At 37.6% G+C, this 23,588-nt stretch carries 23 protein-coding genes; 3 read left to right on the top strand and 20 right to left on the bottom strand.

The features are described from left to right. Positions 1-13 precede the first annotated feature (13 nt). The 13 genes from ACQKNI_RS11655 to ACQKNI_RS11715 form a co-directional block, all read right to left on the bottom strand. Positions 14-568, bottom strand: a complete 555-nt coding sequence (locus ACQKNI_RS11655) for a GNAT family N-acetyltransferase (RefSeq protein WP_427282380.1) — start codon at positions 566-568, stop codon at positions 14-16. Positions 569-623: 55 nt separating this feature from the next. Continuing rightward, the gene (locus tag ACQKNI_RS11660) at positions 624-1,529 is read right to left on the bottom strand and encodes a DMT family transporter (protein WP_088232248.1); all 906 of its coding nucleotides are present in this window, start codon (positions 1,527-1,529) and stop codon (positions 624-626) included. Then, entirely contained in the window at positions 1,519-1,932 is a 414-nt protein-coding gene (locus ACQKNI_RS11665) for a MerR family transcriptional regulator (RefSeq protein WP_088232249.1), read from the bottom strand. Before ACQKNI_RS11665 ends, ACQKNI_RS11660 begins: the two co-directional genes overlap by 11 nt. Before the next feature lie 120 nt (positions 1,933-2,052). Further along, entirely contained in the window at positions 2,053-3,363 is a 1,311-nt protein-coding gene (gene murC / locus ACQKNI_RS11670; protein ID WP_088232250.1) for a UDP-N-acetylmuramate--L-alanine ligase, read from the bottom strand. Positions 3,364-3,615: 252 nt separating this feature from the next. Next, positions 3,616-4,734, bottom strand: coding sequence for a nicotinate phosphoribosyltransferase (locus ACQKNI_RS11675; RefSeq protein WP_088232251.1), 1,119 nt, complete (start codon positions 4,732-4,734; stop codon positions 3,616-3,618). Between the two features lie 61 nt (positions 4,735-4,795). After that, positions 4,796-8,518: a DNA translocase FtsK gene (locus ACQKNI_RS11680; protein WP_427282381.1), complete on the bottom strand. Its 3,723-nt coding sequence runs from the start codon at positions 8,516-8,518 to the stop codon at positions 4,796-4,798. Between the two features lie 154 nt (positions 8,519-8,672). Continuing rightward, on the bottom strand, positions 8,673-9,629 hold the full coding sequence (locus ACQKNI_RS11685) for an N-acetylmuramoyl-L-alanine amidase (RefSeq protein ID WP_140417460.1): 957 nt from the start codon (positions 9,627-9,629) through the stop codon (positions 8,673-8,675). Positions 9,630-9,669: 40 nt separating this feature from the next. Continuing rightward, positions 9,670-10,014, bottom strand: coding sequence for a thiamine transporter (locus ACQKNI_RS11690; RefSeq protein ID WP_088232253.1), 345 nt, complete (start codon positions 10,012-10,014; stop codon positions 9,670-9,672). Positions 10,015-10,157: 143 nt separating this feature from the next. Then, positions 10,158-10,772 (bottom strand): YtpR family tRNA-binding protein, encoded by a 615-nt coding sequence (ytpR, locus tag ACQKNI_RS11695; RefSeq protein ID WP_001006777.1) that lies wholly within the window; start codon positions 10,770-10,772, stop codon positions 10,158-10,160. Continuing rightward, positions 10,769-11,581, bottom strand: a complete 813-nt coding sequence (locus ACQKNI_RS11700; RefSeq protein ID WP_088232254.1) for a DUF1444 domain-containing protein — start codon at positions 11,579-11,581, stop codon at positions 10,769-10,771. The genes ytpR and ACQKNI_RS11700 overlap by 4 nt, the downstream gene beginning before the upstream one ends. Before the next feature lie 78 nt (positions 11,582-11,659). Continuing rightward, positions 11,660-11,974: a thioredoxin family protein gene (locus ACQKNI_RS11705; RefSeq protein WP_000838193.1), complete on the bottom strand. Its 315-nt coding sequence runs from the start codon at positions 11,972-11,974 to the stop codon at positions 11,660-11,662. 83 nt (positions 11,975-12,057) lie between these two features. Next, positions 12,058-12,567: a DUF84 family protein gene (locus ACQKNI_RS11710; protein WP_098252743.1), complete on the bottom strand. Its 510-nt coding sequence runs from the start codon at positions 12,565-12,567 to the stop codon at positions 12,058-12,060. A gap of 282 nt (positions 12,568-12,849) precedes the next feature. Continuing rightward, positions 12,850-13,923 (bottom strand): M42 family metallopeptidase, encoded by a 1,074-nt coding sequence (locus ACQKNI_RS11715; protein ID WP_088232345.1) that lies wholly within the window; start codon positions 13,921-13,923, stop codon positions 12,850-12,852. A 148-nt stretch (positions 13,924-14,071) separates the two neighbouring features. Here ACQKNI_RS11715 and ACQKNI_RS11720 point away from each other — a divergent pair, with 148 nt between their 5' ends. Then, a complete protein-coding gene (locus ACQKNI_RS11720) occupies positions 14,072-14,383 on the top strand; it encodes a PepSY domain-containing protein (protein ID WP_000118537.1) in 312 nt (103 codons plus the stop codon). Positions 14,384-14,622: 239 nt separating this feature from the next. Here ACQKNI_RS11720 and ACQKNI_RS11725 read toward each other — a convergent pair whose 3' ends face one another. Both ACQKNI_RS11725 and trmB read right to left on the bottom strand, forming a co-directional pair. Then, positions 14,623-15,477, bottom strand: a complete 855-nt coding sequence (locus ACQKNI_RS11725) for a YtnP family quorum-quenching lactonase (RefSeq protein WP_098252744.1) — start codon at positions 15,475-15,477, stop codon at positions 14,623-14,625. A 69-nt stretch (positions 15,478-15,546) separates the two neighbouring features. Next, positions 15,547-16,200 carry a tRNA (guanosine(46)-N7)-methyltransferase TrmB gene (gene trmB / locus ACQKNI_RS11730; protein ID WP_088232257.1) on the bottom strand — a complete coding sequence of 218 codons (654 nt, stop codon included), beginning with the start codon at positions 16,198-16,200 and terminating at the stop codon, positions 15,547-15,549. 232 nt (positions 16,201-16,432) lie between these two features. Between trmB and ACQKNI_RS11735 the strand changes: the two genes are divergently transcribed. Next, positions 16,433-16,711 (top strand): YtzH-like family protein, encoded by a 279-nt coding sequence (locus tag ACQKNI_RS11735; protein WP_001122235.1) that lies wholly within the window; start codon positions 16,433-16,435, stop codon positions 16,709-16,711. A gap of 3 nt (positions 16,712-16,714) precedes the next feature. Here the strand turns inward: ACQKNI_RS11735 and ACQKNI_RS11740 are convergent, their stop codons facing one another. From ACQKNI_RS11740 to pepV, 4 genes are all read right to left on the bottom strand, one after another. Then, positions 16,715-17,512: a phosphotransferase family protein gene (locus tag ACQKNI_RS11740; protein WP_088232258.1), complete on the bottom strand. Its 798-nt coding sequence runs from the start codon at positions 17,510-17,512 to the stop codon at positions 16,715-16,717. A 229-nt stretch (positions 17,513-17,741) separates the two neighbouring features. Further along, positions 17,742-19,883, bottom strand: a complete 2,142-nt coding sequence (pulA, locus tag ACQKNI_RS11745; protein WP_098252768.1) for a type I pullulanase — start codon at positions 19,881-19,883, stop codon at positions 17,742-17,744. 226 nt (positions 19,884-20,109) lie between these two features. Beyond that, positions 20,110-20,655: an RNA 2',3'-cyclic phosphodiesterase gene (gene thpR / locus ACQKNI_RS11750; protein ID WP_088232260.1), complete on the bottom strand. Its 546-nt coding sequence runs from the start codon at positions 20,653-20,655 to the stop codon at positions 20,110-20,112. A gap of 103 nt (positions 20,656-20,758) precedes the next feature. Then, the gene (pepV, locus tag ACQKNI_RS11755; RefSeq protein ID WP_088232261.1) at positions 20,759-22,165 is read right to left on the bottom strand and encodes a dipeptidase PepV; all 1,407 of its coding nucleotides are present in this window, start codon (positions 22,163-22,165) and stop codon (positions 20,759-20,761) included. 357 nt (positions 22,166-22,522) lie between these two features. On the opposite strand from pepV, the gene ACQKNI_RS11760 reads away from it, so the two are divergent. Beyond that, on the top strand, positions 22,523-22,744 hold the full coding sequence (locus ACQKNI_RS11760; protein ID WP_000805512.1) for a DeoR family transcriptional regulator: 222 nt from the start codon (positions 22,523-22,525) through the stop codon (positions 22,742-22,744). Positions 22,745-22,827: 83 nt separating this feature from the next. Here ACQKNI_RS11760 and ACQKNI_RS11765 read toward each other — a convergent pair whose 3' ends face one another. After that, complete coding sequence (locus ACQKNI_RS11765) at positions 22,828-23,556, bottom strand: pseudouridine synthase (RefSeq protein WP_001234947.1); 729 nt, start codon at positions 23,554-23,556, stop codon at positions 22,828-22,830. Between the last annotated feature and the right edge of the window lie 32 nt (positions 23,557-23,588).

A 23,588-nucleotide genomic window follows, 5' to 3' on the forward strand; every position in this document is an offset into this window, starting at 1 on the left:
GTCATAAGATTTCTTACTTACCTTGAATATCCTTCCATTCTGAAGCCAGTAAACTATACACAGCAATATCTTGAAAATGATCATATATCCATTGTTCATCTCTTAAAATACCATCCAATTTAAACCCTAAACGCTCTGGAATCGCGCGGCTTTTCGCATTTTCAACACCGCATCTGATTTCAATTTTATTCAATTTTAAATTCTCAAATGCATAGTGAAGTACAGCCTTCACGCTACGCGTCATAATACCTTTCCCACCAGCATCTTCCGCAAGATAATACCCAAGACTCGTCGCTTTATTCCCCCAGCTCACTGGATGAATGCCTACCATCCCAACGAGCTTTCCTTTATAGCGTATACCACTTTCAAAACCGTCTCCCTCTGCAAATTTCTTTAACCACATCGGGAAAATTTCATCATAAGCATCCGCAGATTTCGTCCCATCTATCCAAGGAAGCCATCTTCGTAAATGATTACGGTTTTGATTTATTAATTGATACAATTCCTCTTTATGATGTTTTTCTAATAGTTGTAGTTCGATTTCGTCGTCTACTCGGAGTGTGAACATGGTTTTTAGCCCCTTTTAGTTTTCTTATTATTCTAACATTTACAAATAGAAAATGTTAAATATTCACACTTTTTTTCGATTTTATTTGTATAAAACCTGAAGAACACAATACTCCCGTAATAACTAATATCATTCCTACAGATTGTGCGGATGTTATATTTACTCCTTCTGTAAAAGAAATAATTATTGTAACAACAGGCACTAGATTAAAAAATAAAGATGTTCTCGCTGCACCAATTTGGGCAATTCCATTATTCCACCATAAGTAACCGAGCACACTCATTCCAATTGCCATAAAGAGAATCGCTCCCCAAGCTAATAGAGGAATTTCCAAAACTGGTACTATACTTTTTTGCGTAAAAGATATCATAATAAAGGCAAGGGCACCAATAGTCATTGTATATGTCGTAGTTTGTATTGAGCTACCAGTTTTAATAAACCTTCTGCTTAATACACCGTATAACGCCCAGCAAATATTCCCTAATAAAATATAAAAATCTCCTTTTGAAAATGATAAATTTTGTAGTGCGGTAAACGAGCCTTGTGTAAGCACAAAAACAACACCAAATAGTGCAAGTAACATTCCAATTACTTGGCGCTTCACTATCTTCTCTCGTAAAATGACACTTGCTAATAACGTCGTAATAAGTGGATTTGTCGCCATAATAAGCGCCCCATTAATAGCTTCTGTATGTTTCATTCCTAAAAAGAAAAAGTAGTTAAAACCGAATACACCAACTATACCAAGCAAAAGGTAATAGACCTTATTCTGCCTCCATATCTCAACCTCAAAACCTTTTCTTATTTTTAAAAGACATAACATCACAAGTGCAGCAATTCCAAAGCGCCATGCCGCTATATGAATCGCTTCGAAATACTGCACCGCATATTTCGAAGCATTAAATGTCCCACCAGTAAATATTGCAAACCCTAATAACTGCGCATATACTTTATTTTTCATTGCCGGCCTCCAAGTCTTTTCCTTCTAGAAAACCGTAATAAATTTCTAACTTCTCTTCTGTTATCTGGACAACTTTTTGCAATTGTTCTTGCTGTTCTTTTAACCTTTCTAAGTGAGTTGTTAAAATTGAAATTCTCTTCTTTACTTTCGCTGGCACTTCCTTTCTCTTCTGCCTAATTTCCTCTATAATGCATCCATCACTTGCAAACTCAGCCATCTCTTCTAATGACATTCCAGTTTGTTTTAGCGAATATAAAAATTTTAATAGGCGCACATCACCTTCTGTATATTGGCGAATCCCGCTATTTCGCGTTGGTGGTGGTAATAATCCTAATTTCTCATAGTAACGCAAAGTATGAATACTCATCCCCGTTAATTCTGCCACTTCACCTATTTTATACATGTTTTCTCCCCCTTGTTTTTACATTTTCATCTTACAACCTAGAGTTAGCTCTAGGTCAATACGTAAATAAAAATCGAGCACAACAAAAAAGACGCACAGCCCAGCTGTGCGTCTTTTCTATTACTTCTCTGCAACTTGAACTTCTTTTACGTAAGCTGCTTCGAATTTTTGGATGTCACCTGCGCCCATGAAAATTAGAACGCCATTTTTATGTTTCTTTAATACATCTGTTGTTGTATCTGTAATTAGTTCTGCACCGTCAATACGCTTCTGCAGATCTTCGATTGTTAATTCACCTTTGTTTTCGCGCGCTGATCCGAAAATATCACATAAGTATACTTGGTCAGCTTTGCTTAGGCTTTCTGCGAACTCATCTAAGAACTTTTCTGTACGTGAGAATGTGTGTGGCTGGAATACAGCGACAATTTCACGCTCTGGATGTTTTTGACGAGCTGCTTCAATTGTTGCGTTAATTTCTGTCGGATGGTGTGCATAGTCATCGATAATAACTTGCTCTCCCATTGGCTTTTCATTAAAGCGACGTTTTACGCCTTCAAAAGTTGTTAATTGATGTTTAACTGCTTCTACATCAACGTTTTCATAATGGCAAAGCGCGATTACTGCTAATGCATTTAATACGCTGTGATTGCCGTACCCAGTAATTTTGAACGTATCATAGTACGTATTACGAACGAATACATCGAATATTGTACCATCTGTTCTCTTTTGAATGTTACGTGCTTGGAAATCATTATCTTCTCCAAATCCATAGAAAATAACAGGTACTTTCGCTTGAATTTTTTGAAGTTCTTCATCATCACCACATGCAATAATGCCTTTTTTCACTTGCAATGCCATCTCTTGGAATGCACTGAAGACATCATTAATGTCTGAGAAATAATCTGGGTGATCGAAATCAATGTTTGTCATAATCGCATAGTCTGGATAGTAAGACAAGAAATGACGACGATACTCACAAGCTTCAAATACAAAATATTTACTATTTTCTACCCCATGCCCAGTTCCATCTCCAATAAGGTAAGATGTTGGGTGTGCGCCTTGCATTACATGTGCTAACAAACCTGTAGTTGATGTTTTTCCATGCGCACCAGTTACAGCAACACTTGTGTACTGATTCATAAGGTCACCTAAAAAGTGATGATAACGATGTACTGGGATATTTAATTCTTTTGCTGCTACGATTTCTTCATGCGTATCAGGAAACGCGTTTCCTGCGATAATCACTTGTCCTTCTTTAATATTATTTTTATCAAAAGGAAGGATGGAAATACCACGCTTTTCCAATGCTGTTTGTGTAAAGAAACGCTTTTCATAATCAGACCCTTGAACAGTATGCTTCATGTCATGAAGAATTTGTGCTAATGAACTCATTCCTGTCCCTTTAATTCCTACAAAATGGTAAACTGTCATCTTAAAGAACCTCCAACATTTCGAACTAATACAACGGCCTATCTATAAGACAGTATATGAATCTTTTCTTATTTTGGTAATCATCATACATTTCTGATGAAGCGAAGTTTTCTTTAATCTTCACTTATCAGGATAACCACGTACGTACTTCTTTTTATGTCCATAACAAACTTATTATAGCAAAAAACCAGCTGTTATACTATGATAACAGAAAAACTGATAGGGTCAATCACCTATCAGTTTTTCTCTTTTTTACATATCTTCTCTTGTTTCCAATTGAACACGCTCTAGACGTGGATTAGGGCGGTATTTACGACCAGCCTTAGCTTCTGGTTTTCCATTTAATTCTACATTATCGCCAGTGAAGCCAATATTCATTTTTAATAAGCTACTTCCTACGCCGTATATATCGACAGGAACATTTTGCGCTTCAAATTCACGAATACGCTTCTCGTCAAATCCACCAGTTACAACGATGTCTACATGTTGGAATCCTTCTTCATCAAGTGCCTTACGAAGTGCGAATACAAGCGATGGATTTACACCACGTGGATCGAATGTTCCAAGTACTTCTGGGTGACGAATGAAGTATTGGTCAATCATTGTACGAGACGTATCGACACGTACACCTTTTAATGTTGATCCAAATTCACGCGCTACGCGAAGTGCATCTGTAATGACATCATTGTTGTAATCAATTAATACAACTAATTCATCTTCTGGGAATTTCTTATGATATGCTTTTGCTGCTTCCACAACATCACCATTAAACATTTGAATTAATGCGTGAGGCATTGTCCCCATACCACTCTTGCCCCACCACTCATTCATTGCATGCGTCGCTTGTGCGCTCATACCTCCGATGTATGCTGCATAACCATCACCAGCTTGTTGCGTATAATGATCATCACGGTCTCCCATGAAAATAACTGGTTTTTCTTTATCTACACTACGTGCAGCTTGGACAACGTTATATACGTTTGTCGCAACCGATGTACGACGAGCTAAAATCCCATCGATGACACCTTCTAAAAATCCGAAGTTTTCATAAGGACCATGAATTGTTAAAACTGTTTCAAACGGACTAATATTATCGCCATCCTTTAAAGAATGAATTTCTAATTCCTCAGGATTTTTGGCAAATGTTTGTAGCAATGCGATTACTTCATCTGCTCCGCAAAGTACTGCATTCTCTTTTTGGAAAAACTGCATCGTTACAACACTTTTCGGGCGAAATTCTTCAATGATTTCTCTAGTTTTTAAAAAGTAAACGGCAGAGAACCAACCTTCTCCAACACGCTCATCAAATTTAAATGTTTTATTCGTTAGTCGATTTATTTCACCTTTTAATTTTAATTCAATTTCTTTCATGTCGCTTTACTCCCTACTTTACTATCCAACATTTTCTATTAGTATACAGCAAAACCGTGTACTATACATTTGTTTCCTGCATAGCAGCAAATTCATCCTCAGAAATAAGAACATCTCTCGGCTTTGTTCCTCTTGCTTCAGAAATAATCCCTTGCGATTCCATCTCTTCAATGAGACGGGCCGCGCGATTATAACCGATGCGGAATTTTCTCTGTACAGAAGATGTGGACGCTCCCCCTTGTTCTACAACAAATTGACATGCTTCAAAGAACAATTCATCTTCCGACTCGGCCTGTTCTGTTTTCGCTAATAAATCCTCTTGCTTAAATAAGTAATTCGGCTTCATTTGCTTTTTCACATGATCAACTGTCTTTTCAATCTCATCATCCGATACATATACACCTTGTACACGAACTGGCTTAGATGTACCGTTCCCTAAAAATAGCATATCACCACGGCCAAGTAATTTCTCCGCGCCACCAATATCGATAATCGTACGCGAATCAACTTGAGATGATACAGTAAACGCAATACGCGTTGGAATGTTTGACTTAATTAAACCTGTAATAACATCTACAGATGGACGCTGCGTCGCAACTAATAAATGTATACCACAAGCACGTGCTTTTTGCGCAATACGACAAATCGCTTCCTCTACATCACCAGGTGCTACCATCATTAAGTCGGCTAACTCGTCAATGACAATAACGATATAAGGTAATGTCTCTCCCGGAATCTCTCGCTCACTTACAATCGTATTGTAGCGAGTTAAATCACGAGCACCAGCATGCGCAAACAATTCATAACGGCGCTCCATCTCTTCAACTGCCCACTTTAACGCAGCTGTTGCTGCTTTTACATCCGTAATAACAGGTGCTACGAGATGCGGAACAGAATTGTATGGTGCAAGCTCAACCATCTTCGGATCGATTAACATTAACTTCACTTCATGTGGCTTCGCTTTATATAAAATACTCGTTAAAATCGCATTAATACACACACTTTTTCCTGAACCAGTTGCGCCAGCAATAAGTCCATGTGGCATTTTTCGAATATCCGTTACAATTGGATCACCTGAAATATCAAGTCCAAGCGCAACTGTAAGCGGTGATTCGCTCTTTGTAAACACAGGACTTCTTAAAATTTCACGAAGAAATACTGGCTTACTTTCTTTATTTGGAACTTCGATTCCAATCGCACTTTTCCCTGGAATCGGTGCTTCAATACGAATATCTTTCGCAGCTAAACTTAACTTAATATCATCACTTAAGTTTGTAATTTTATTTACTTTCACACCTGGGTCTGGCTGCACTTCAAAACGAGTTACCGCTGGACCTTGTGACACATTAATAACATGTGCTCCAACATGGAAATTATTAAACGTTGTATCTAACAATTCTTTCTGTTCATCCAACCATTCCGTATTATCTAACGCTGCTTGCTGTGGAATTGCCAACAATGTTAATGGCGGAATAGCGTATGTCGGTGGTGTTTGCAGTACATTTCGCATATCGTTCTCTCTTTGATTTACAACATATGCTTTCTCTTGTACTTGCTCTACCACTACTTGTTTCATTGGTTGTTCTTCCACTTGTGATTCTACTGCCACTTGTTGCACTCGGTGTTCTTCCACTCGTGGTTCTACTACCACTTGTTGTACTGGCTGTTCTTCCACTTGTGATTCTACTGCCACTTGCTGCACTGGCTGTTCTTCCACTCGTGGTTCTACTACCACTTGTTGCACTGGCTGTTCTTCCACTTGTGATTCTACTGCCACTTGTTGCATTGGTTTCTCTTCCACTTGTTGTACATGCTTATTCTCTACTCGTTCATTCATAGAAGATTGCATTGTATTCGTTCTAGCCGCATGCCTTTCCATTAATCGTGCTCTGTCTTGTTTCAACATAACAACATTAAATGGTACATGACGCTTTTTCTCACGTTTCGGCTCTTCTTTTTGTACAACTGGTTGTTCTTCGGTAATTTGTGCCTCTTCTTCAACTGGTTGCGCTTCGGCGATTGGCGCTTCTTCTTCAACTGGTTGTTCTTCGGCGATTGGCGCTTCTTCTTCAACTGGTTGTTCTTCGGCGATTGGCGCTTCTTCTTCAACTGGTTGTTCTTCGGCGATTGGCGCTTCTTCCACAACTAGTTTGCTTTCCTCTGTTTCTGTAATTAAAACATTCGCAAAGCTTTGGACATCTTTCTTCGTTTGTTCATCAGCCTCAGCAACATGTATGAATTCGCTCTTTTGTTCCATTGCTTCATCTAACACCAGTTCTTGCTGAGATTCCTCAAGTTCTACAAATGCTTCTGTTTCTGCAATTGCTTCCACTTCTTCTGTTGCTTCTGTTTCCGCAATTACTTCTACTTCTTCTAGCTCTTCTGTTTCCGCAATTGCTTCCACTTCTTCTGTTGCTTCCGCTTCTGCAATTACTTCTACTTCTTCTAGCTCTTCTGCTTCTGCAATTACTTCTACTTCTTCTAGCTCTTCTGTTTCTGCAATTACTTCTACTTCTTCTTCTGGCTCTTCTGTTTCTACAATTACTTCTACTTCTTCTGCCTCTTCAGATTCTTCTGCCTCTACAATTACTTCCACTTCTTCAAACTCTTCTGTTTCCGTAATTACTTCTATCTCTTCAGATTCCTCTGTTTCCATAACTACTTCTACTTCTACTTCTACAAGCTGTTCCGTTTCTGCAATTACTTCTACTTTTGGCACTTCTGCAACTTCTTCTGGTATTTCCACTATGATTGTTTCTTCGAGTTTTTCTTCTGCTTTGACAATCACTGCTTCTTCTGGAGTTTTCTGTTCTACTTCAATAGTAGCTTCTTCTATTTCTGTATTACGCTTAATTTCTTCTGATAGTATTGTATCCTCGTGCTCTACTTTAGAATCTACTAATTTCTCTTGTAAAATATTTTCGTTTAGCACCACTACATCTTTTTCTTGCTTTGCATCTTCCATGCGCTCAGCTACCGTATTATGAAGTAATTCATCCGCTAAAATTTCCTGCGGTACACTAATTTCTTGAACCTCTTCTTTTTCTTCTACTAAAGGTACTTGGCGCTCAATTTCATAACCGTTTTTCTCTAACCATTGATCGACAACTGATTTTTCTTCCTTTTTACTCTGTTGCTCTTGCTGATTAACGCCTTCATGACTAGAAGAAATCTTTGCTTGTCCTTCTGAGAAATCAGATAATGTGTATCCCTTTTTCTCTAACCATGCATCAACAACTGCTTTGCCCTCTACAGATATTTCAAGATCTTCTCTTTCCTTTTCTTCCTCCTGCTTTTCTACCTTTTTCTCTACAGAAGGACGATTATATCCGTAAATTGGCGAAATCATTTCTGTTGGACGAAATGGTCTACGGTTACTTTCTTGCGATGGTACAGATGCTTTTTTTACGATAGGCTCTTGCACCGGTTCATATTGCACTTCCGGCTCTTCATATGTAGGAACTACCTTCTCCACATACGGTCGTCTGCTTCTTTCCACTTTGATTCCTCTTTGAATAGGCTGATTTTCATATATTACAGCTTGAACAGGTTGTTCTTTAAAATGCCCTGTTTCTATAACATCGTCTTCATCAAACCCATTATCTGGTACTAATGGAAAACGGCATTTACCTACATTCCTACTTGCCATTTGTGCTTCTCTTGCTTCAGTGTAGTGGTTTACACGAGGAATTTTCGGCTGACTTTCAGCTTGCTTTGGTACTTCTTTATTCATCGCTGTTTGTTCTTCCTCTTTGTTAAACAGCTTTTTCATCCAATCTAACATGCTTACCACTCTTTCTACTAAATAGTAACATCCTTTATTGTATCAGCATTCGGAAAAAAGTGCAGGTAAAATTAAGCATGTCATATTTATCCATAATATTCTAATTCATGAGTGTTTTCATATGAAAAAAAGCAACCTCGACGCGAGACTGCTTTTAAGCTTTACTCTTCCGATATTCATCTACACTATCCGTTACACTTTGCAATAAAGAATTTACATACTGCGGGTCAGATAATTTTTTATCTTCTTCATGGTTTGACATAAACCCAAGTTCTAATAGTACACCAGGTACTTTGGACCAATTAAATCCAGAAAGATCATCCCTGAACTTAATTCCATTTACTTTCACTTGCTGGTTCTCTCTCATTTTATTTACTATCGTTTGAGAGATTTGAAGACTTTCCGCATAGATTTCTTTCGTATACGGACTTCCTTCTGCAGGCGTCAATACAGCGAATCCACTTTGATTCGGATTTTCAGAACCATCTGCATGAAGACGTAAAAATAAATTCGCCTTATGATCATTCGCAAATGTCGCACGTTCTTTATTACTTATATCAACATCTTGTGACGTTCTCGTCATTAATACTTGCATTCCCTTTGCTTCAAGCTTTTCTTTTAATATAAAAGCCATCTCTAACACAAGGACAGACTCTCTCTTTTTTGTTGCAACACCTGTTGTTCCATCTGTCACTTTATATTTCTGAGTAGTTGCGCCTGGACCAATCGGCTCTAAATTTAAATTTGCTTTTTGTTGATGCCCTGGATCAATGACAACGAGAAATTTTTCTTGTTTTTCCTTACTCTCTATTTTTTGTTCATTATTTTGTACTGGTTGCTCAGGTGGCTGCACCGGCGTAGTTTCCTCTTTCTTTTTCTCGGCTGGTACTTCCTCCTGCTTAATTTCTACTTGCTCATTCGTTTGAACTTCTTGCGGTTCTTCTTTCTTTTCTTGTTCCTCTTGCTGCTTTTCTACCGGTGCGTCTTCCTTTTTCTCTTTACTTATTTCTTGTATAGAAGATGCTGTTTCTTTTTTCGGCTGTTCTTGTGAGCAACCTCCCATATATATGCCAATGCATGCAATCATGCCCATTGTTTTTATATACTTCATGCCTCTCTCCCATCACTTTGCACCGGACTCAAAGTTTTTCTTATAATTGTTTTATAACCTCATCCATATTTCCAATACAAATTGGCTGCCACGTTTCTGTACCACGCTCTGCCGTATACACTGGATACGCGTCGTCATCGGTATTCACGAAAACTGGGTCGCCCATATCCGTTTCATATCCAATAACAATCCATCCTTCTTGCCATCTTCCATTCTCTTCACTTATTAATGAACTTTTATGTTTATCATATCGGTAACCGATTTGTCCTTTTTCTAATTCATTTTCACTAAACACATATATTTCATAGGTACCTAATTCGATATCTTGCTGTTTTGAAGTTTCAATTCGTTTCAGAAGTTCTGCGATTTTTGGTTGTTGTTTCATACCTCTATCCCCTTCTTTTTTCTAAATTTTACCTAATTAATTTTTAAAATACAATATAGATTTTGATGAGAAACGTTACAATCTTAGGAATTCCGCATAAAAAAATAGCCCCATATATGCGAGGCTACTTTTTCTTACATCAATTAAAATTTAAACTCTTGTCCAACTTCAAAGCTATCTTCTAATACAAGAATACCTTTTTCTTGCGGAGCGTCTGGAAGCTCTAATTCACGTGCAGAGCAAATCATTCCAGAAGAAGGAACACCGCGAAGCTCAGCTGGCTTAATTAACATACCGCTTGGCATTACAGCGCCGATTTTTGCAACGACAACTTTTTGTCCTGCATCAACGTTTGGTGCACCACATACGATTTGTAATGTTTCTGTACCGATTTCTACTTTACAAATGTTTAACTTATCAGCATTTGGATGCTTCTCTTTTTCAGCTACATAACCTACAACGAATTTCGGAGAAAGATCTGCTTCTACTGTTTCTTCAAAGCCGTTCTTCGCTAAAATTTCGTTGATTTTCTCAACAAGTTCTTTCGTTAATGTAAGGTTACCTGTTTCTGTTACTTCTAAATAAGAAGATGCATTAAAGATGTTGAATCCTCCTGTTACGTTGCTTTCACGATCATAAACGCGAGCAACATCTCCTTTGCGGTCAAATGTACGATTCTCTAAAGTAATATCTTGTAAGGCAACAATTAAAGTGTCACCAATTCCTTCAAGGTTATAAAAAACGTTCACTTCGTTCATCCTTTCTCTTTTCCATCTGTCTTCTTCCGATTCTTCGCTAAAATAAAGATTGGCTCGAATTCTCCATCTTCATATACGAATGAAAGTGATGTAATCGGAACATGCCCTTCGGCAAAAAATTTCATTGTCATTTGTGCAATAATATCATAACCGATTTCGTTGACGATATCAGCAATAATTAATACATCTTGGTGAGGAACAGCAACAACCATGTCACCAGCAATCTTTTCACGCATCGATTGTAGTAACGATTCGTTTAAAATACGAGTCGCGTCATACCCATCATTTGTGTTTAAAAAGTAGAATGTATTCCCTGCTACTGTGTCCTGCTTAAATTCATAACCTAATGAGCGAGCATTGAATAATGCCATTTCACGTACTTGTTGTTCTGTAAGCTCTAACTTTTGTAATAAACGCTCATCAATGAGTCGATACGTTTTATTAGAATCTAGCGCGTAGTAAATACGTGTTTCCGCCGTATGATCCGTCATAATAAACGGATTTCCTTCTTCTGCTTGTTTCGGGAAAGAAGTAGAACGAATAACAGGTAAAATTTTCGCTCCGCTATTTTCTTCTTTATGCATCGCAATTAACGCTTCTTGTACGTAATATGCGACTTCGTCAATCGCTTTTTCTTTATTCACTTCCCATTTTGCCACAACTCCTGGAAGTGATACGTTAATGCCTTTTTTCGAGTCTTTCTGTTCAATACGCAGAACTTCTTTCTCACTATCATAATGAAAGTCCCATTCTGGGCGAGATAATTTCTTTATTAACTCATCTTTCATCTTTTTACTTGTCATCTTCATCTCTTTATCCTCCCTTCCAAAAAAATAACCTCCCCCGCGAAGGTAGAGGTTGTTTTACAATTCAATTGGCAAATTGCCTTATTTTAAACCTTCAATAAACTCTTCGATTTGTTCTTGTGTTTTACGATCTTTGTTTACATAGCGACCTGTTTCTTCACCTTTATTGTACGCTACAAAGCTCGGAATGCCAAATACGTCTAATTTCACGCATAGATCAATAAACTCATCACGATCTACATAGTAAAATGAAAAATCACTATATTTCTCTTCTACTTCTGGCATAAATGGGTCTACAAATCGGCAGTCTGGGCACCATTCTGCTGAGAACATAAAGACTACATTCTCTTCATTTTTTAATTGTTGGAATTGCTCCATGCTTTCTAATGATTTCATCTATATTTCCTCCTCTAACGAGTGCTTTTTTTCATGTTATAATCTTTCCTTTATACTACCATACATCGCGCACGGTGCAAGGTTTATGCTTGCTTTTCGTCATACTTATATTGTCCAACTAACAACTTAACAACGTGTACAAATAATTCCGTGCGATTGACATAATCATCTGTAAAGATACCGATCGCACCTTCGTGGCTACGAATGTCTTTTCGTTGTACAAATTCTTCCATCACTTCACTTAACTCTTTTCCTTCTTCAAGTGGCGTTAAAAAGTCATCTGGTAATTTAATACGAGCGCCTCCTGCAACAAATGTTTTACCATCACTTGTTGCTAGCGCACCCCAGTTACACATAAATAAACCGTGCGTTGTTTTCATTACGCCGCCTTCTAGTCCAATACCAATTTGAGCTTCTCCTTCCTGGAGCGCTCGTTTCGCTCTATTTATCGCTCCTTGCATCGTCTCTTCATCTGAAAACGGCTGCGCTGCTACTCCTGAAGGAACAGAAAGGGATGTAATTGTAGCATCTCCCCAAACCTTCTCCACCGCTCCAACCTTCGTTTTATTCTTCGATCCAACTACTACTTTCATCTCGTTCACCTCTATAAAGATTCATCATTTTATTCTAATATCCGCTTCGAGTACGAATTAGGCACCAACCACTACCACATATCACCGTGTCATCTATTCAGCCTAAAAAAGAAGGTTTTTTCTAACAACATTACCGTCTTCGAAAGCAAAAACAGCCTTCCTCTCACTTCCTACCCGCGCTCTTAATACACCATTCGAGCACCCATTAAGCACTGACCGCTCCCACTCATGAATGGGTCATCTATTCAACCTAAAAAAAGAAGGGTTTTTCGCCCTTCCTCCTTACGCGTTATTCTTAATTGTTTCTAACGTCGTTTTGTCCGTTGCTCTTACAAGCTTCGTAATGAGTTCTTTCGCTGCTGCATAATCATCAACATGTAAAATAGAAGCATGTGTATGAATGTAACGTGCGCAAACACCGATTACTGCTGACGGGATACCAGAATTACTTGTATGTACACGGCCCGCATCTGTACCACCTTGTGAAATAAAGTATTGGTACGGAATGTTGTGTGTTTCTGCTGTATCTAAAATGAATTCGCGCATTCCTCTATGTGTTACCATTGTGCGGTCATAAATACGAAGAAGAGCACCTTTTCCTAATTGACCGAACTGCGTTTTATCACCAGATGCATCATTCGCTGGACTTGCATCAAGCGCATAGAAGATATCTGGTTGAATCATATTTGCAGCAGTTTGTGCACCGCGAAGACCAACTTCTTCTTGTACAGTCGCGCCAGAGTATAATGTGTTCGGTAATGTTTCGTCTTTTAATTCTTTTAATAATTCGATCGCAAGGCCACATCCGTAACGGTTGTCCCAAGCTTTCGCCATAATTTTCTTTTCGTTTGCCATCGGCGTAAACGGGCAGATTGGCACGATTTGTTGTCCTGGTTTTATACCAATTTCAATCGCATCTTCATAACTATCTGCACCTATATCAATTAACATGTTTTTTATATCCATCGGTTTTGCACGTTGCGCGTCACTTAATAAATGAGGAGGAATAGAGCCAACAACCCCAATAACAGGACCATTCTTCGTCATCACTTGTACGCGCTGCGCTAATAGAACTTGACTCCACCAGCCGCCTAACGGTTGAAAACGAAGCATTCCGTTTTTCGTAATTTGCGTAATCATGAAACCTACTTCATCCATATGACCTGCTACAAGAACACGTGGGCCAGTTTCGTCCCCTTTTTTCAGACCAAATACGCTACCTAAACCGTCTTGTACAATTTCATCAGCATATTTGCTTAATTCTTGCTTCATAAAACGGCGTACATCATGTTCAAAACCTGACGCACCTTGTAATTCTGTTAACGTACGAAATAATTGTAATGTCTCTTTATTCACGAAGTCCCCTTCTTTCAAACCTTAGTAGAATACCTCTTTTATTGTAACGAAATTTTCGAAATGTTTCTAGTTTCTTCTTTTTTAGCTGTATTTGCTTTATAATTATTATTGGTACACTATTTTTATTTTATAGAATTGAGGTGAATATATGAGCTGGAAAGGTTTAGTAGCAGGTCTTGGCGTTGGATTCGCAGCTGGTTATTTCGTTGCAAACAAAGTACAAGAACAATCCCATATTTCTTCAGAAAAAGCATTGAAAATGGTGAAACAAGCATTAAGTCATAAAGGTGAAATTACTGGCTCTTGGGTACATATGGTTCCAGAGACATTTGAAAAATATGATGTCGCATACGAAGTTTATCGTGGCGGTCTTACAACGATGTTAGATGATATACAAGAACGATTTGAATTTTTAGTTGATGCTAAAACAGGTACTGTTTTAGAGGTTATAGCAGCATAAAAAGAGGTTTCCCATTTGGTGAACCTCTTTTTTTTTTGCAATTGTGGGTATTGATTAAAATTATATCAGCGATTTTTTGAATATATCGACTGCAACTCCAAATATATCAGCGATTTTTTGAATATATCGACCGTAACTCAAATTATATCGGCGATTTTTTGAATATATCGACTTACCGACAAAAAACGACAATAATAAAGAGGCTGCTCCAGCAAATATTCTGGGACAACCTCCTCTTTTTAAGCCTCTATACTCGTTTTTCGCTCTATTTTTTCTACTATATGCCCTTCCTCATTCCACTTTACTGCACGATAATATGCGTCATGATAAAACGTAAACCACGCCTCTTTTTCAGCGCCATACTTCATCCACTTTTGCTTATTTTCAATCGATGTCATCGGATAATCATCATAAGCCATTACCCATAATACATTTTGATGTGCATGCGTCGGCAATAGGTCTGCTAAATGAAGCATTGTTTCCCCTTGGCTTTCTAAAGCAATAACGGCATGTCCATCACTATGACCACCTGTATGCGCCATTTTTATTTCATCTGTAATTTCTATTTCTTGCTGGAACGTAACGACTTGCTCTACAATTGGCTCCCAATTTTCTTTCCAATATGTATTACGTGATCTAATATTCGGGTTCCTCATTTCATTCCATTCTGTTTCACTCACATAAATTTTCGCATTCGGAAATGCAGGTATAAGTTGATCGCCTTCCCATTTTGTTAAGCCGGATGCATGATCAAAATGCATGTGCGTCATTAAAACATAGTGAATATCTTCAGGCTTCAATCCTAGTTTTTCTAATGATTCATAAACCGATGACTCTTCTGTTACACCTTGATTTCGCTTCATCTTCTCATTCAATTTACCATTGCCTATTCCAGAATCAATAAGCATATTACCGTCTTTCGTTTGCAAAAGTAACGGATCTGTTCGTAAATAAATATGATTTGTATCATTATGTTTATATTTGCGTGACCAAAGTACTTTCGGCACAACGCCAAACATTGCTCCCCCATCTAAATGTGTGTTCCCACCTTTTAGCCACGTCACTTTTATATCTCCAATTTGTAGTTGTTCCATTACATATCCCCCTTTTCGTTAATTTTAACATAAAATTCTGATTATTTTAGCCATAAAAAAACCTATGCATTACTGCATAGGCTCCGTACGATATTTTGCTTCTACACGGTAAATACGATGACCTTTACTAGAGAATTTCTCTTCGTACTCAGTCATAATGTTACCTTCAAAATCGCTATTATGAAGATCTAAGCTTAAGTACGTTAGTAACATGCCATACTCAGCCATACTCATAAGAGAATATTCAAATAAACCTTGGTTATCTGTTTTGAAATGAATCTCTCCGCCCTCTACTAACACTTCTTCATAATTGCGTAAAAATGTTTTATACGTTAAACGACGCTTCGTATGACGTTTCTTTGGCCATGGATCTGAGAAGTTTAAATAAACGCGATCAATTTCACCTTTTGCAAAGAAAACTGTTAAATCTTCAGCATCTTTATTAATTAACTTTAAGTTCGGTACTTCTTCTTCAATTAATTTATCAAGTGCATCTACAACAACACTTGTGAATTTTTCAATTCCAATATAATTAATATGAGGATTCGCTTTTGCCATATCATACATAAAGCGGCCACGACCTGTACCTACTTCAATATGAATTGGTTGGTCATTTCCAAATACTTCTTTCCAGCTACCAGCACGTTCCTCTGGGTTCCCAATTACGATATGTGAATATTCATTAATTCGATCCATTGCATACGGTTTATGTCTTAAACGCATAGATGTCTCCCTCTCTTTACAAAACTATTTTAAAGGAATAATTCCTTTTTTCTGTTTTAATCAATCTATCAAACAAAAAACCAAGTACGTACGAGCACTCGGTCCGTTTCTTTCAAGTATAAGATGTACCATTTTGATAAAAACTACATACAGCATTAAACATTCCATGACGAAGCAGCTTTTTCTCTTACATTTCTGGGAAGAGAAAAACAATCGAAAGGATGATCCGTTCATGCCAATTAATCAACAACATCAATTAGAAGTGTTAAAAGATATTTTGGTCAATCACCAAAGTGATTGCTGCGGGACAGTTTCTGAATGCGAGCAATTAGAGCGTCTCATTCAATCATTACTCGCAAATGATAATATAAGTAGTGACGCTAAAACAATGCTAAACGATGTATATTCTTATAGTCAATCGGGTAAATCTTCCTCTAATTTGGACAACCATATTTCCAATAATCAAGAACAACTTACTCAGTGGATTGCTGGAATGGACAATTTTTCTTAAATACTATTCTGAAGCAAGTAGTTGCTGTAAATATTGATGCCAATATTCAGCTTCTGCTTGCTGTTTTTTTGTTGTGTGCCATTGAATAGATAAAATCGTTTGGGCTATTACATACCATCTCATACGCCTAAGCAGCGATTCATCCATTTCAATATCATAATACCCGAGCCATTCACTCCATTCCTGGCGCGGAATGTACCAATACAATAACATACCAAGGTCTAAAGCTGGGTCAGCAATTACAGCTCCATCCCAATCAATTAAAAACAACTCATCTTCATCCGACAATAGCCAATTGTTATGATTTACATCACAATGGCATACAACGAATTCATTGTATTCAATATCTTTTAATGACGCCGTTAAATATTGAAGACCTTGCTGAATTGTTTCATCAACCCTTATATCTCCTCTTAAAACAAGTTGCAGTTGTTGTAATAACTCTTGTGCGTGAAGCGGCTGTTTCCCAAGCCTTTGAATCATCTGCACAAGTGCTTTAGAGGAGTGTATTTTTTTCAAAAGTTTCGCAACACGCTCTAGTTTCATATCCTCTGGCTCTAGCTTCTGTCCCGGAAGCCATTTTTGAGCAGAAATTACATCACCGTTCGTTACCCTTCTTGTCCAAAGTAATTTTGGAACAATTCCTTCTGCTGACAATACCGCTAAAAAGGGCGATGTATTCCGCTTTAAAAATAACTTCTGTTGTCCATTTTGCGCAATATATGCATCGCCCGTTACTCCACCAGCCGGTATAAGACTCCACTCTTTTCCTAATAATTGTTCCAACCATTCCATATTCATTACCCGTTAACAAATCCTTATCTTTTATAGTTATGAAAAGAAAAACCGCAACATTTCTACACATGTTGTGGATTCATATATATTTTACTGTAAATGAAAAGAAATCTTGGCATATGCCAAAAACTCTCTATTTTATTTTACAAAACCAGTCATAGGATGACAACTTATCAAAATCGTCACCTTTGTCAATTCTACATTTATTACATTCGCATCGTCAAGTAGCGATTTGTCACATTATCGTCAATATATACGCGCTGATTGGAGCCAGCCTAAGTTCCTTTCCTCTAAATGAAGAAATTGGCTCTATTTTCGCTTGCTTTTCGTTCACTAACACATGCCACGTTTCTTCTTTTGGAAGTTGCACCGTGTTCACTTCCAAACCGCTATTGAATATAACTACAATCTCTTTCCAAGGTCCAAATGATTCTACATGCTGCAGGTGGTATGCAAGTACTTCTGTAGATGTTTGCAAAAAAGTCATGTGCTTTTTTATAAGGTTTGCGTTTTGTAAGCGAAATGCTCCATGCTCTTTCCGAATCGCAATTAATCCTTTTATATACGTAACGGTCTCCATCTCTTTCTCTTTTTGATCCCAATCTAATTGATTGATTTCATCACTCGCATTATAACTATTTTCATTCCCTTTCTTCGTACGATAAAACTCTTGCCCCGCATGTAAAAAAGGAATACCTTGTGAAAGAATAACCATGGCGCTTGCAAGAAGGTGACGCTTTTTCAAAACCTCTTCCGATTCTTCATTGCTGCGCACTAGTTTATCCCACATCGTCATATTGTCGTGACATTCTACATAGTTAATACTTTGCACCGGCTCTAGAAACAATCCTGTTTCTTTCATACTTAAAAGGCTACCAGACGCTATATACTGCAAATGATGACAGTCTACATGCCCACCAAATGCAAAGCCACGTTTATTTATATTGAACGTACTTCCTTTTATTCCATCACGAAATTGATCATTAAACTGCGCGATATGCGGCATTTCCCTTGCATTATTTAACGTTGCTTTTTCCTCAAGAGATAGTGGTGTTTGCAAATCCCAACCTTCTCCTAATAAAATTGCATCACGCTTTATGTTTCGCACTTCTTTTTCTACCTTGTTCATTGTCTCAACATCTAAAATTCCCATTAAATCAAATCGGAATCCGTCAACATTGTATTCAGTAAGCCAATATAAAATAGATTCTACAATGAATTTCCTCATCATTTTCCGCTCAGATGCTATATCATTTCCAACTCCCGTCCCATTAGAAGGCATACCATCTTCACCATGACGAAAGTAATATCCTGGGACAAGCTTTTCAAATGATGATAGCTCTCTTTCATAAACATGATTATATACAACATCTACAATCACCCTAATGCCGTTCTCATGAAATGTTTCAATCAGTTGTTTACACTCTACAATTCTGTTATATGGGTCCGAAGGGTTTGTCGCATAAAATCCCGTTGGCGCATTGTAATATAGTGGATTGTAACCCCAATTATATGCGGCGGAAGCATTCGCCTCATTTACACCACCGAAACAATGTAAAGGCAATAGTTCAACATGTGTAACACCTAAATCTTTTATATGAGATAATCCCGTTAACGTCCCATTTCGTCCCGTTGTTCCCTCTTCCATCAGCCCTTTATATGTTCCTTTTTGACTCACTCCACTGTTCGGATGAATAGTTGCATCACGAATATGCAGTTCATACAATACGGCATCTGTCATGGAATGTAATAGCGGTAGTCCTTCTCGCTTTGTTACATGCGTTTTTTCCAAATCGATCACGACGCCGTATTTCCCATTTACAGTCACCGACTTTGCGTAAGGATCCACCGCTTCATTCCATATTAAATTAATACAAACAAGGAATGTATAGTGCGCTCCGCCTAAATCCCCTTGCAGTGCATGAGTCCAAACTCCGTTTTCTCCTCTGTGCATTTCATGATCGGTATACTCTTTATCACTTTTATAAATTCTTACTTTCGCAAGCCTTGCAGTTGGAGCCCATACTTTAAATGTTGTTACTTCTTTTTGATATACAGCACCTAGATCTGTACCTTCGTAATAATACTTTTCATCGAAAATCGCTGTTCGAATCACAGCGCCTATTTGTAAATCCGTTTCTTCGTTCCGTTCATCTCGTACTGTATAATATTTCCCCACATCTAGCGGCTCTTCTATAAAGCACTCATACTTCGTTGCATCTGGAAGCGCAATCGTATGAGCAATCGGTAAATCTTCCACATTGGTTCCTTCTTGCAAACGAAATGTCCGACTTGTTCCGTACGCATGTGGGAGCAAAATTGTAATTTTATTCATTTCATCTAAATAGGCATCAAATGGACGTTTTACTTTCAACATAAAAAAATCACCATCATTCTCAAAGTTAAAATAAAGTGAAACGTTAATCAGTGGGGGCTCTTCATCCCACACTGATTATTAGCCTCCACCAATCGGGCTTTTACGGACAGTTGCGGGATAAAACGAGCTGTAAACGATAAGGCTTTTCTTATCAGCAAAACTCTACACAGTAACTCCATTCTTCTCTATAGTATATTCACCTGCATAAAAAACGTTTTCATACATTCTATTTTTGTAGTTTTATTTCAGCAATTGATTTATACTTCGGCGTTTCTTTCACGTGAGATTCGTATAAAGTAATCGTATCCGCTTGAAATGATATTTCAGGCACTTCCTTTATATGTTCTAAATGAAACGTTTCTTCTCCTACCCATTTACGGGCAACAGTAATATGCGGACGATAGGGGCGTGTTTCTAACGAAAATCCATTTTCTTCACAAATAGCATGTACTCGCTTTTGTAACTGAAACAAATCTTGATTCTCACTTACCTTCGTCCAAAAAATACGTGGTCTATCTTCCATGCCAAACGTTGAAAATCCTTGTAACGTGAACGATAGTTCTTTCATTTCTGTAAGTGCTTGTAAACCATTCTTTACCCCTTCTAACTGTTCCTCTGTCGCACTTCCTAAAAAGGAAAGGGTAATATGATAATCTTCCTTATGTACCCACGAGCGAAATGGTAATTCCCCTTTCCTTTCCTCTTTATAGTTAGATAGCACTTCTTTTATATGATTTGGTAAAGTGATTGCGACAAAATAATGCAGATCCATATACATCGTCTCCTTCCTTTTATTGTTGCTTTTCTTTCTTATCTCATTCAGATAAAAAGAAGCCGCCCTCTAAAGTAGAGAGCGGTCATTATTTACATATCCATTATTTCGCTAATTCATGAATTGCTTGAGCGTAAATTGCTGTTGCTTTTAATAAGTCTTCAATTTCAATGTACTCATCTTTTTGATGTGCAAGTTCTTCTTTTCCAGGGAATAGTGGACCAAATGCAACACCAGCTTTTAATGAACGAGCGTAAGTACCTCCGCCGATTGCTAATAGTTCTGCTTTTTCACCTGTTTGTTCTTCATATACACGTTGAAGCGTACGAATTAATTCGTGGTCTTTATCAACGTGATGTGGGCGAGAGTTAGAATAATCATCTACTTCAAACCCATAAGTAGCAACATATTCTTTTAACTTCGCAATTGTTTCTTCGAAGTTAGTCGTAACCGGGTAACGTACGTTTAACCCTAAATTACCACCATTTTCTTTCGTATACGAAATGCGACCGACATTCACTGTTAACGGACCGCTAATTTCATCTTTATAAGCAATAGTAGCTTTTTCACCAAAAATATCACCAGTAAACGTTTCTGTTGCAAATGTAGCAAATGAATTTGCTTTTCCATCAAGAGAAACTGTAGTTAAAAAGTTTGCTAATAATAAACCTGCATTCTCTCCCTTTTCAGGAGTAGATCCGTGCGCTGAAATACCTTCTATTTGCAACGTCACTGCATTTCCTTCTATAGTTGATTTCCCTATTTTTTTAGCAGTTTGTAAATACTCTTCATATGCTACTGTAAGTGCATTTACATCTTCTCCTGTAACAACCGCTTCTGCAAAATCAGGAACCATATTTAAACGACGACCTGATTCAAATGAAACGAGCTCATATGCACCTTTTTTCTCTTCGCTACCATTTTGCACAACTTGTATATCAGAGATTCCTTTTTCCGCATTAATAATCGGAAAGTCTGCGTCTGGCGCAAAACCGATTGTTGGCATTTCTTCATTTTTAAAGTAGTGATCTACACATTTCCAATTACTTTCCTCATCTGTTCCTAAAATCATACGAACGCGTTTTGAAAGCGGCAAACCTAATTCTTTCACAATCTTCATTGCATAATAAGCTGCCATCGTTGGGCCTTTATCATCAATTGCACCGCGTGCAAAAATCTTTCCGTCGCGAATATCCGCACTATATGCTGGAGTCGTCCATCCGTCTCCTTCTGGTACAACGTCAACGTGACAAAGAATACCTACTAATTCTTCTCCTTGCCCCATTTCCAAATGACCAGCATACCCTTCTAAATTTTTAGAAGCAAAACCTTCTGCTTCTCCTTTATGTAACATGAAAGATAGAGCTTTTTCTACACCTTCACCGAATGGTGCGCCCTCTTTCGCCGATTCTTCTTCCCATACACTTTTAATTTGCAAAAATTGTTGTGTATCACGAATTAAATCTTCTTTTCGTTTCATAACTTCTTCTGTCCAATTAATCGCTGACATCACGCATCCATCCTTCACTATATTATCTCTTTCATCATAGCAAACCGAAATCCCTTATGCCAGACACGAATATTTAATACCGAACAATTGTAATATTTCAGATATTTCTCATTAGTTTTTCTTTTATTTTCTTAAAAAAATTTGCAGGAATTTGGCGTTTTACGTAGAATTTTATGATTTAGTTGACTGACCATATATACAATGTCAACTACCAATATTTTTCTATATGAATATTTGTTAAACTTTTGTAAAATTTAAGTAGATTAAAGCATGAATTTTATCATGTAGAGTACAATGGTAGTAACGACCTTCTTTCCTGAATGGGGTCAAAAAAACTAGTAGAGGAGTGGTTTTCTCTTGAAACCTACAACTACTCGTATGCTAACACGCATTAAATCGATTTATATGTACATCAATGAAAACGGAACGGTAACGACGAAAGACCTTGTAGATGAGTTCGGGATCACACCACGAACGATACAACGTGATCTAAATGTGTTGCAGTTTAATGAACTCGTGTATAGCCCTTGCCGCGGTAAGTGGACAACAACAGGAAAGAAAGTGAGAATGACCTCATAATGAAAAAATAATTGTATGTAAATAAATACATACCCCTTTCTAACACATTAGAAAGGGGTCTTTTCTGCGCCCAAAAAACGGCACTACTTCTCAGTATCTACTTGATATGTTTTTAACATTTCCACTTCTTCGTCAGTTAACTCTCGGTATTGTCCAAGTTCTAGTTCTTCATCTAATACTAACGGTCCCATTTCTGTTCTCTTTAAATAAACAACTTTTTTCCCTACCGCTTCAAACATACGCTTCACTTGATGGAACTTTCCTTCTGTAATGACAAGCTCGATTTCAGAAATATCATCGCTTTTTAATATTGTAAGTGCACCTGGCTTCGTTTCATAACCATCGTCTAAAATAACACCTTTAGCAAACTCTTTTACATCCTCTTCTGTTACGACTCCTGCAACGTGTGCATAATATTTTTTCGGCACATGCTTTTTCGGAGATAACAATTGATGCGATAACTTTCCGTCATTTGTTATCAATAAGAAACCTTCTGTATCGATATCAAGTCGTCCAACTGGAAACGGATCAAAGATCGCATCTTCTAATTCTAATAAATCTATTACTGTTTCGTGGTTATCATCTTCCGTCGCTGAAATAACACCTTGTGGTTTATGCATCATTAAGTAAACAAACTCTTTATATTCCACAACTTCACCGTGAATCATAACTTCTTGCTCTTCTACATTTACATGAACCTTTGCATCTTTCACTGGCGTCCCGTCAATTTTCACAACGCCGTCTTTCAATAATTTCTTTACTTCTTTTCTACTTCCATATCCCATATTTGCTAATAATTTATCTAATCTCACGTTTTCCACCTTCTTTATTTATCATAGAAAAG

Origin of the sequence: Bacillus sp. NPDC094064 (assembly GCF_050279585.1) — a bacterium.
GTDB lineage: Bacteria > Bacillota > Bacilli > Bacillales > Bacillaceae_G > Bacillus_A.

Bases quoted from the DNA above. Each gene is read 5' to 3' on its own strand.
- ACQKNI_RS11655 (WP_427282380.1), bottom strand. From the start codon at position 568: ATGTTCACACTCCGAGTAGACGACGAAATCGAACTACAACTATTAGAA.
- ACQKNI_RS11660 (WP_088232248.1), bottom strand. From the start codon at position 1,529: ATGAAAAATAAAGTATATGCGCAGTTATTAGGGTTTGCAATATTTACT.
- ACQKNI_RS11665 (WP_088232249.1), bottom strand. From the start codon at position 1,932: ATGTATAAAATAGGTGAAGTGGCAGAATTAACGGGGATGAGTATTCAT.
- murC (WP_088232250.1), bottom strand. From the start codon at position 3,363: ATGACAGTTTACCATTTTGTAGGAATTAAAGGGACAGGAATGAGTTCA.
- ACQKNI_RS11675 (WP_088232251.1), bottom strand. From the start codon at position 4,734: ATGAAAGAAATTGAATTAAAATTAAAAGGTGAAATAAATCGACTAACG.
- ACQKNI_RS11680 (WP_427282381.1), bottom strand. From the start codon at position 8,518: ATGTTAGATTGGATGAAAAAGCTGTTTAACAAAGAGGAAGAACAAACA.
- ACQKNI_RS11685 (WP_140417460.1), bottom strand. From the start codon at position 9,629: ATGAAGTATATAAAAACAATGGGCATGATTGCATGCATTGGCATATAT.
- ACQKNI_RS11690 (WP_088232253.1), bottom strand. From the start codon at position 10,014: ATGAAACAACAACCAAAAATCGCAGAACTTCTGAAACGAATTGAAACT.
- ytpR (WP_001006777.1), bottom strand. From the start codon at position 10,772: ATGAACGAAGTGAACGTTTTTTATAACCTTGAAGGAATTGGTGACACT.
- ACQKNI_RS11700 (WP_088232254.1), bottom strand. From the start codon at position 11,581: ATGAAGATGACAAGTAAAAAGATGAAAGATGAGTTAATAAAGAAATTA.
- ACQKNI_RS11705 (WP_000838193.1), bottom strand. From the start codon at position 11,974: ATGAAATCATTAGAAAGCATGGAGCAATTCCAACAATTAAAAAATGAA.
- ACQKNI_RS11710 (WP_098252743.1), bottom strand. From the start codon at position 12,567: ATGAAAGTAGTAGTTGGATCGAAGAATAAAACGAAGGTTGGAGCGGTG.
- ACQKNI_RS11720 (WP_000118537.1), top strand. From the start codon at position 14,072: ATGAGCTGGAAAGGTTTAGTAGCAGGTCTTGGCGTTGGATTCGCAGCT.
- ACQKNI_RS11725 (WP_098252744.1), bottom strand. From the start codon at position 15,477: ATGGAACAACTACAAATTGGAGATATAAAAGTGACGTGGCTAAAAGGT.
- trmB (WP_088232257.1), bottom strand. From the start codon at position 16,200: ATGCGTTTAAGACATAAACCGTATGCAATGGATCGAATTAATGAATAT.
- ACQKNI_RS11735 (WP_001122235.1), top strand. From the start codon at position 16,433: ATGCCAATTAATCAACAACATCAATTAGAAGTGTTAAAAGATATTTTG.
- ACQKNI_RS11740 (WP_088232258.1), bottom strand. From the start codon at position 17,512: ATGAATATGGAATGGTTGGAACAATTATTAGGAAAAGAGTGGAGTCTT.
- pulA (WP_098252768.1), bottom strand. From the start codon at position 19,883: ATGTTGAAAGTAAAACGTCCATTTGATGCCTATTTAGATGAAATGAAT.
- thpR (WP_088232260.1), bottom strand. From the start codon at position 20,655: ATGGATCTGCATTATTTTGTCGCAATCACTTTACCAAATCATATAAAA.
- pepV (WP_088232261.1), bottom strand. From the start codon at position 22,165: ATGTCAGCGATTAATTGGACAGAAGAAGTTATGAAACGAAAAGAAGAT.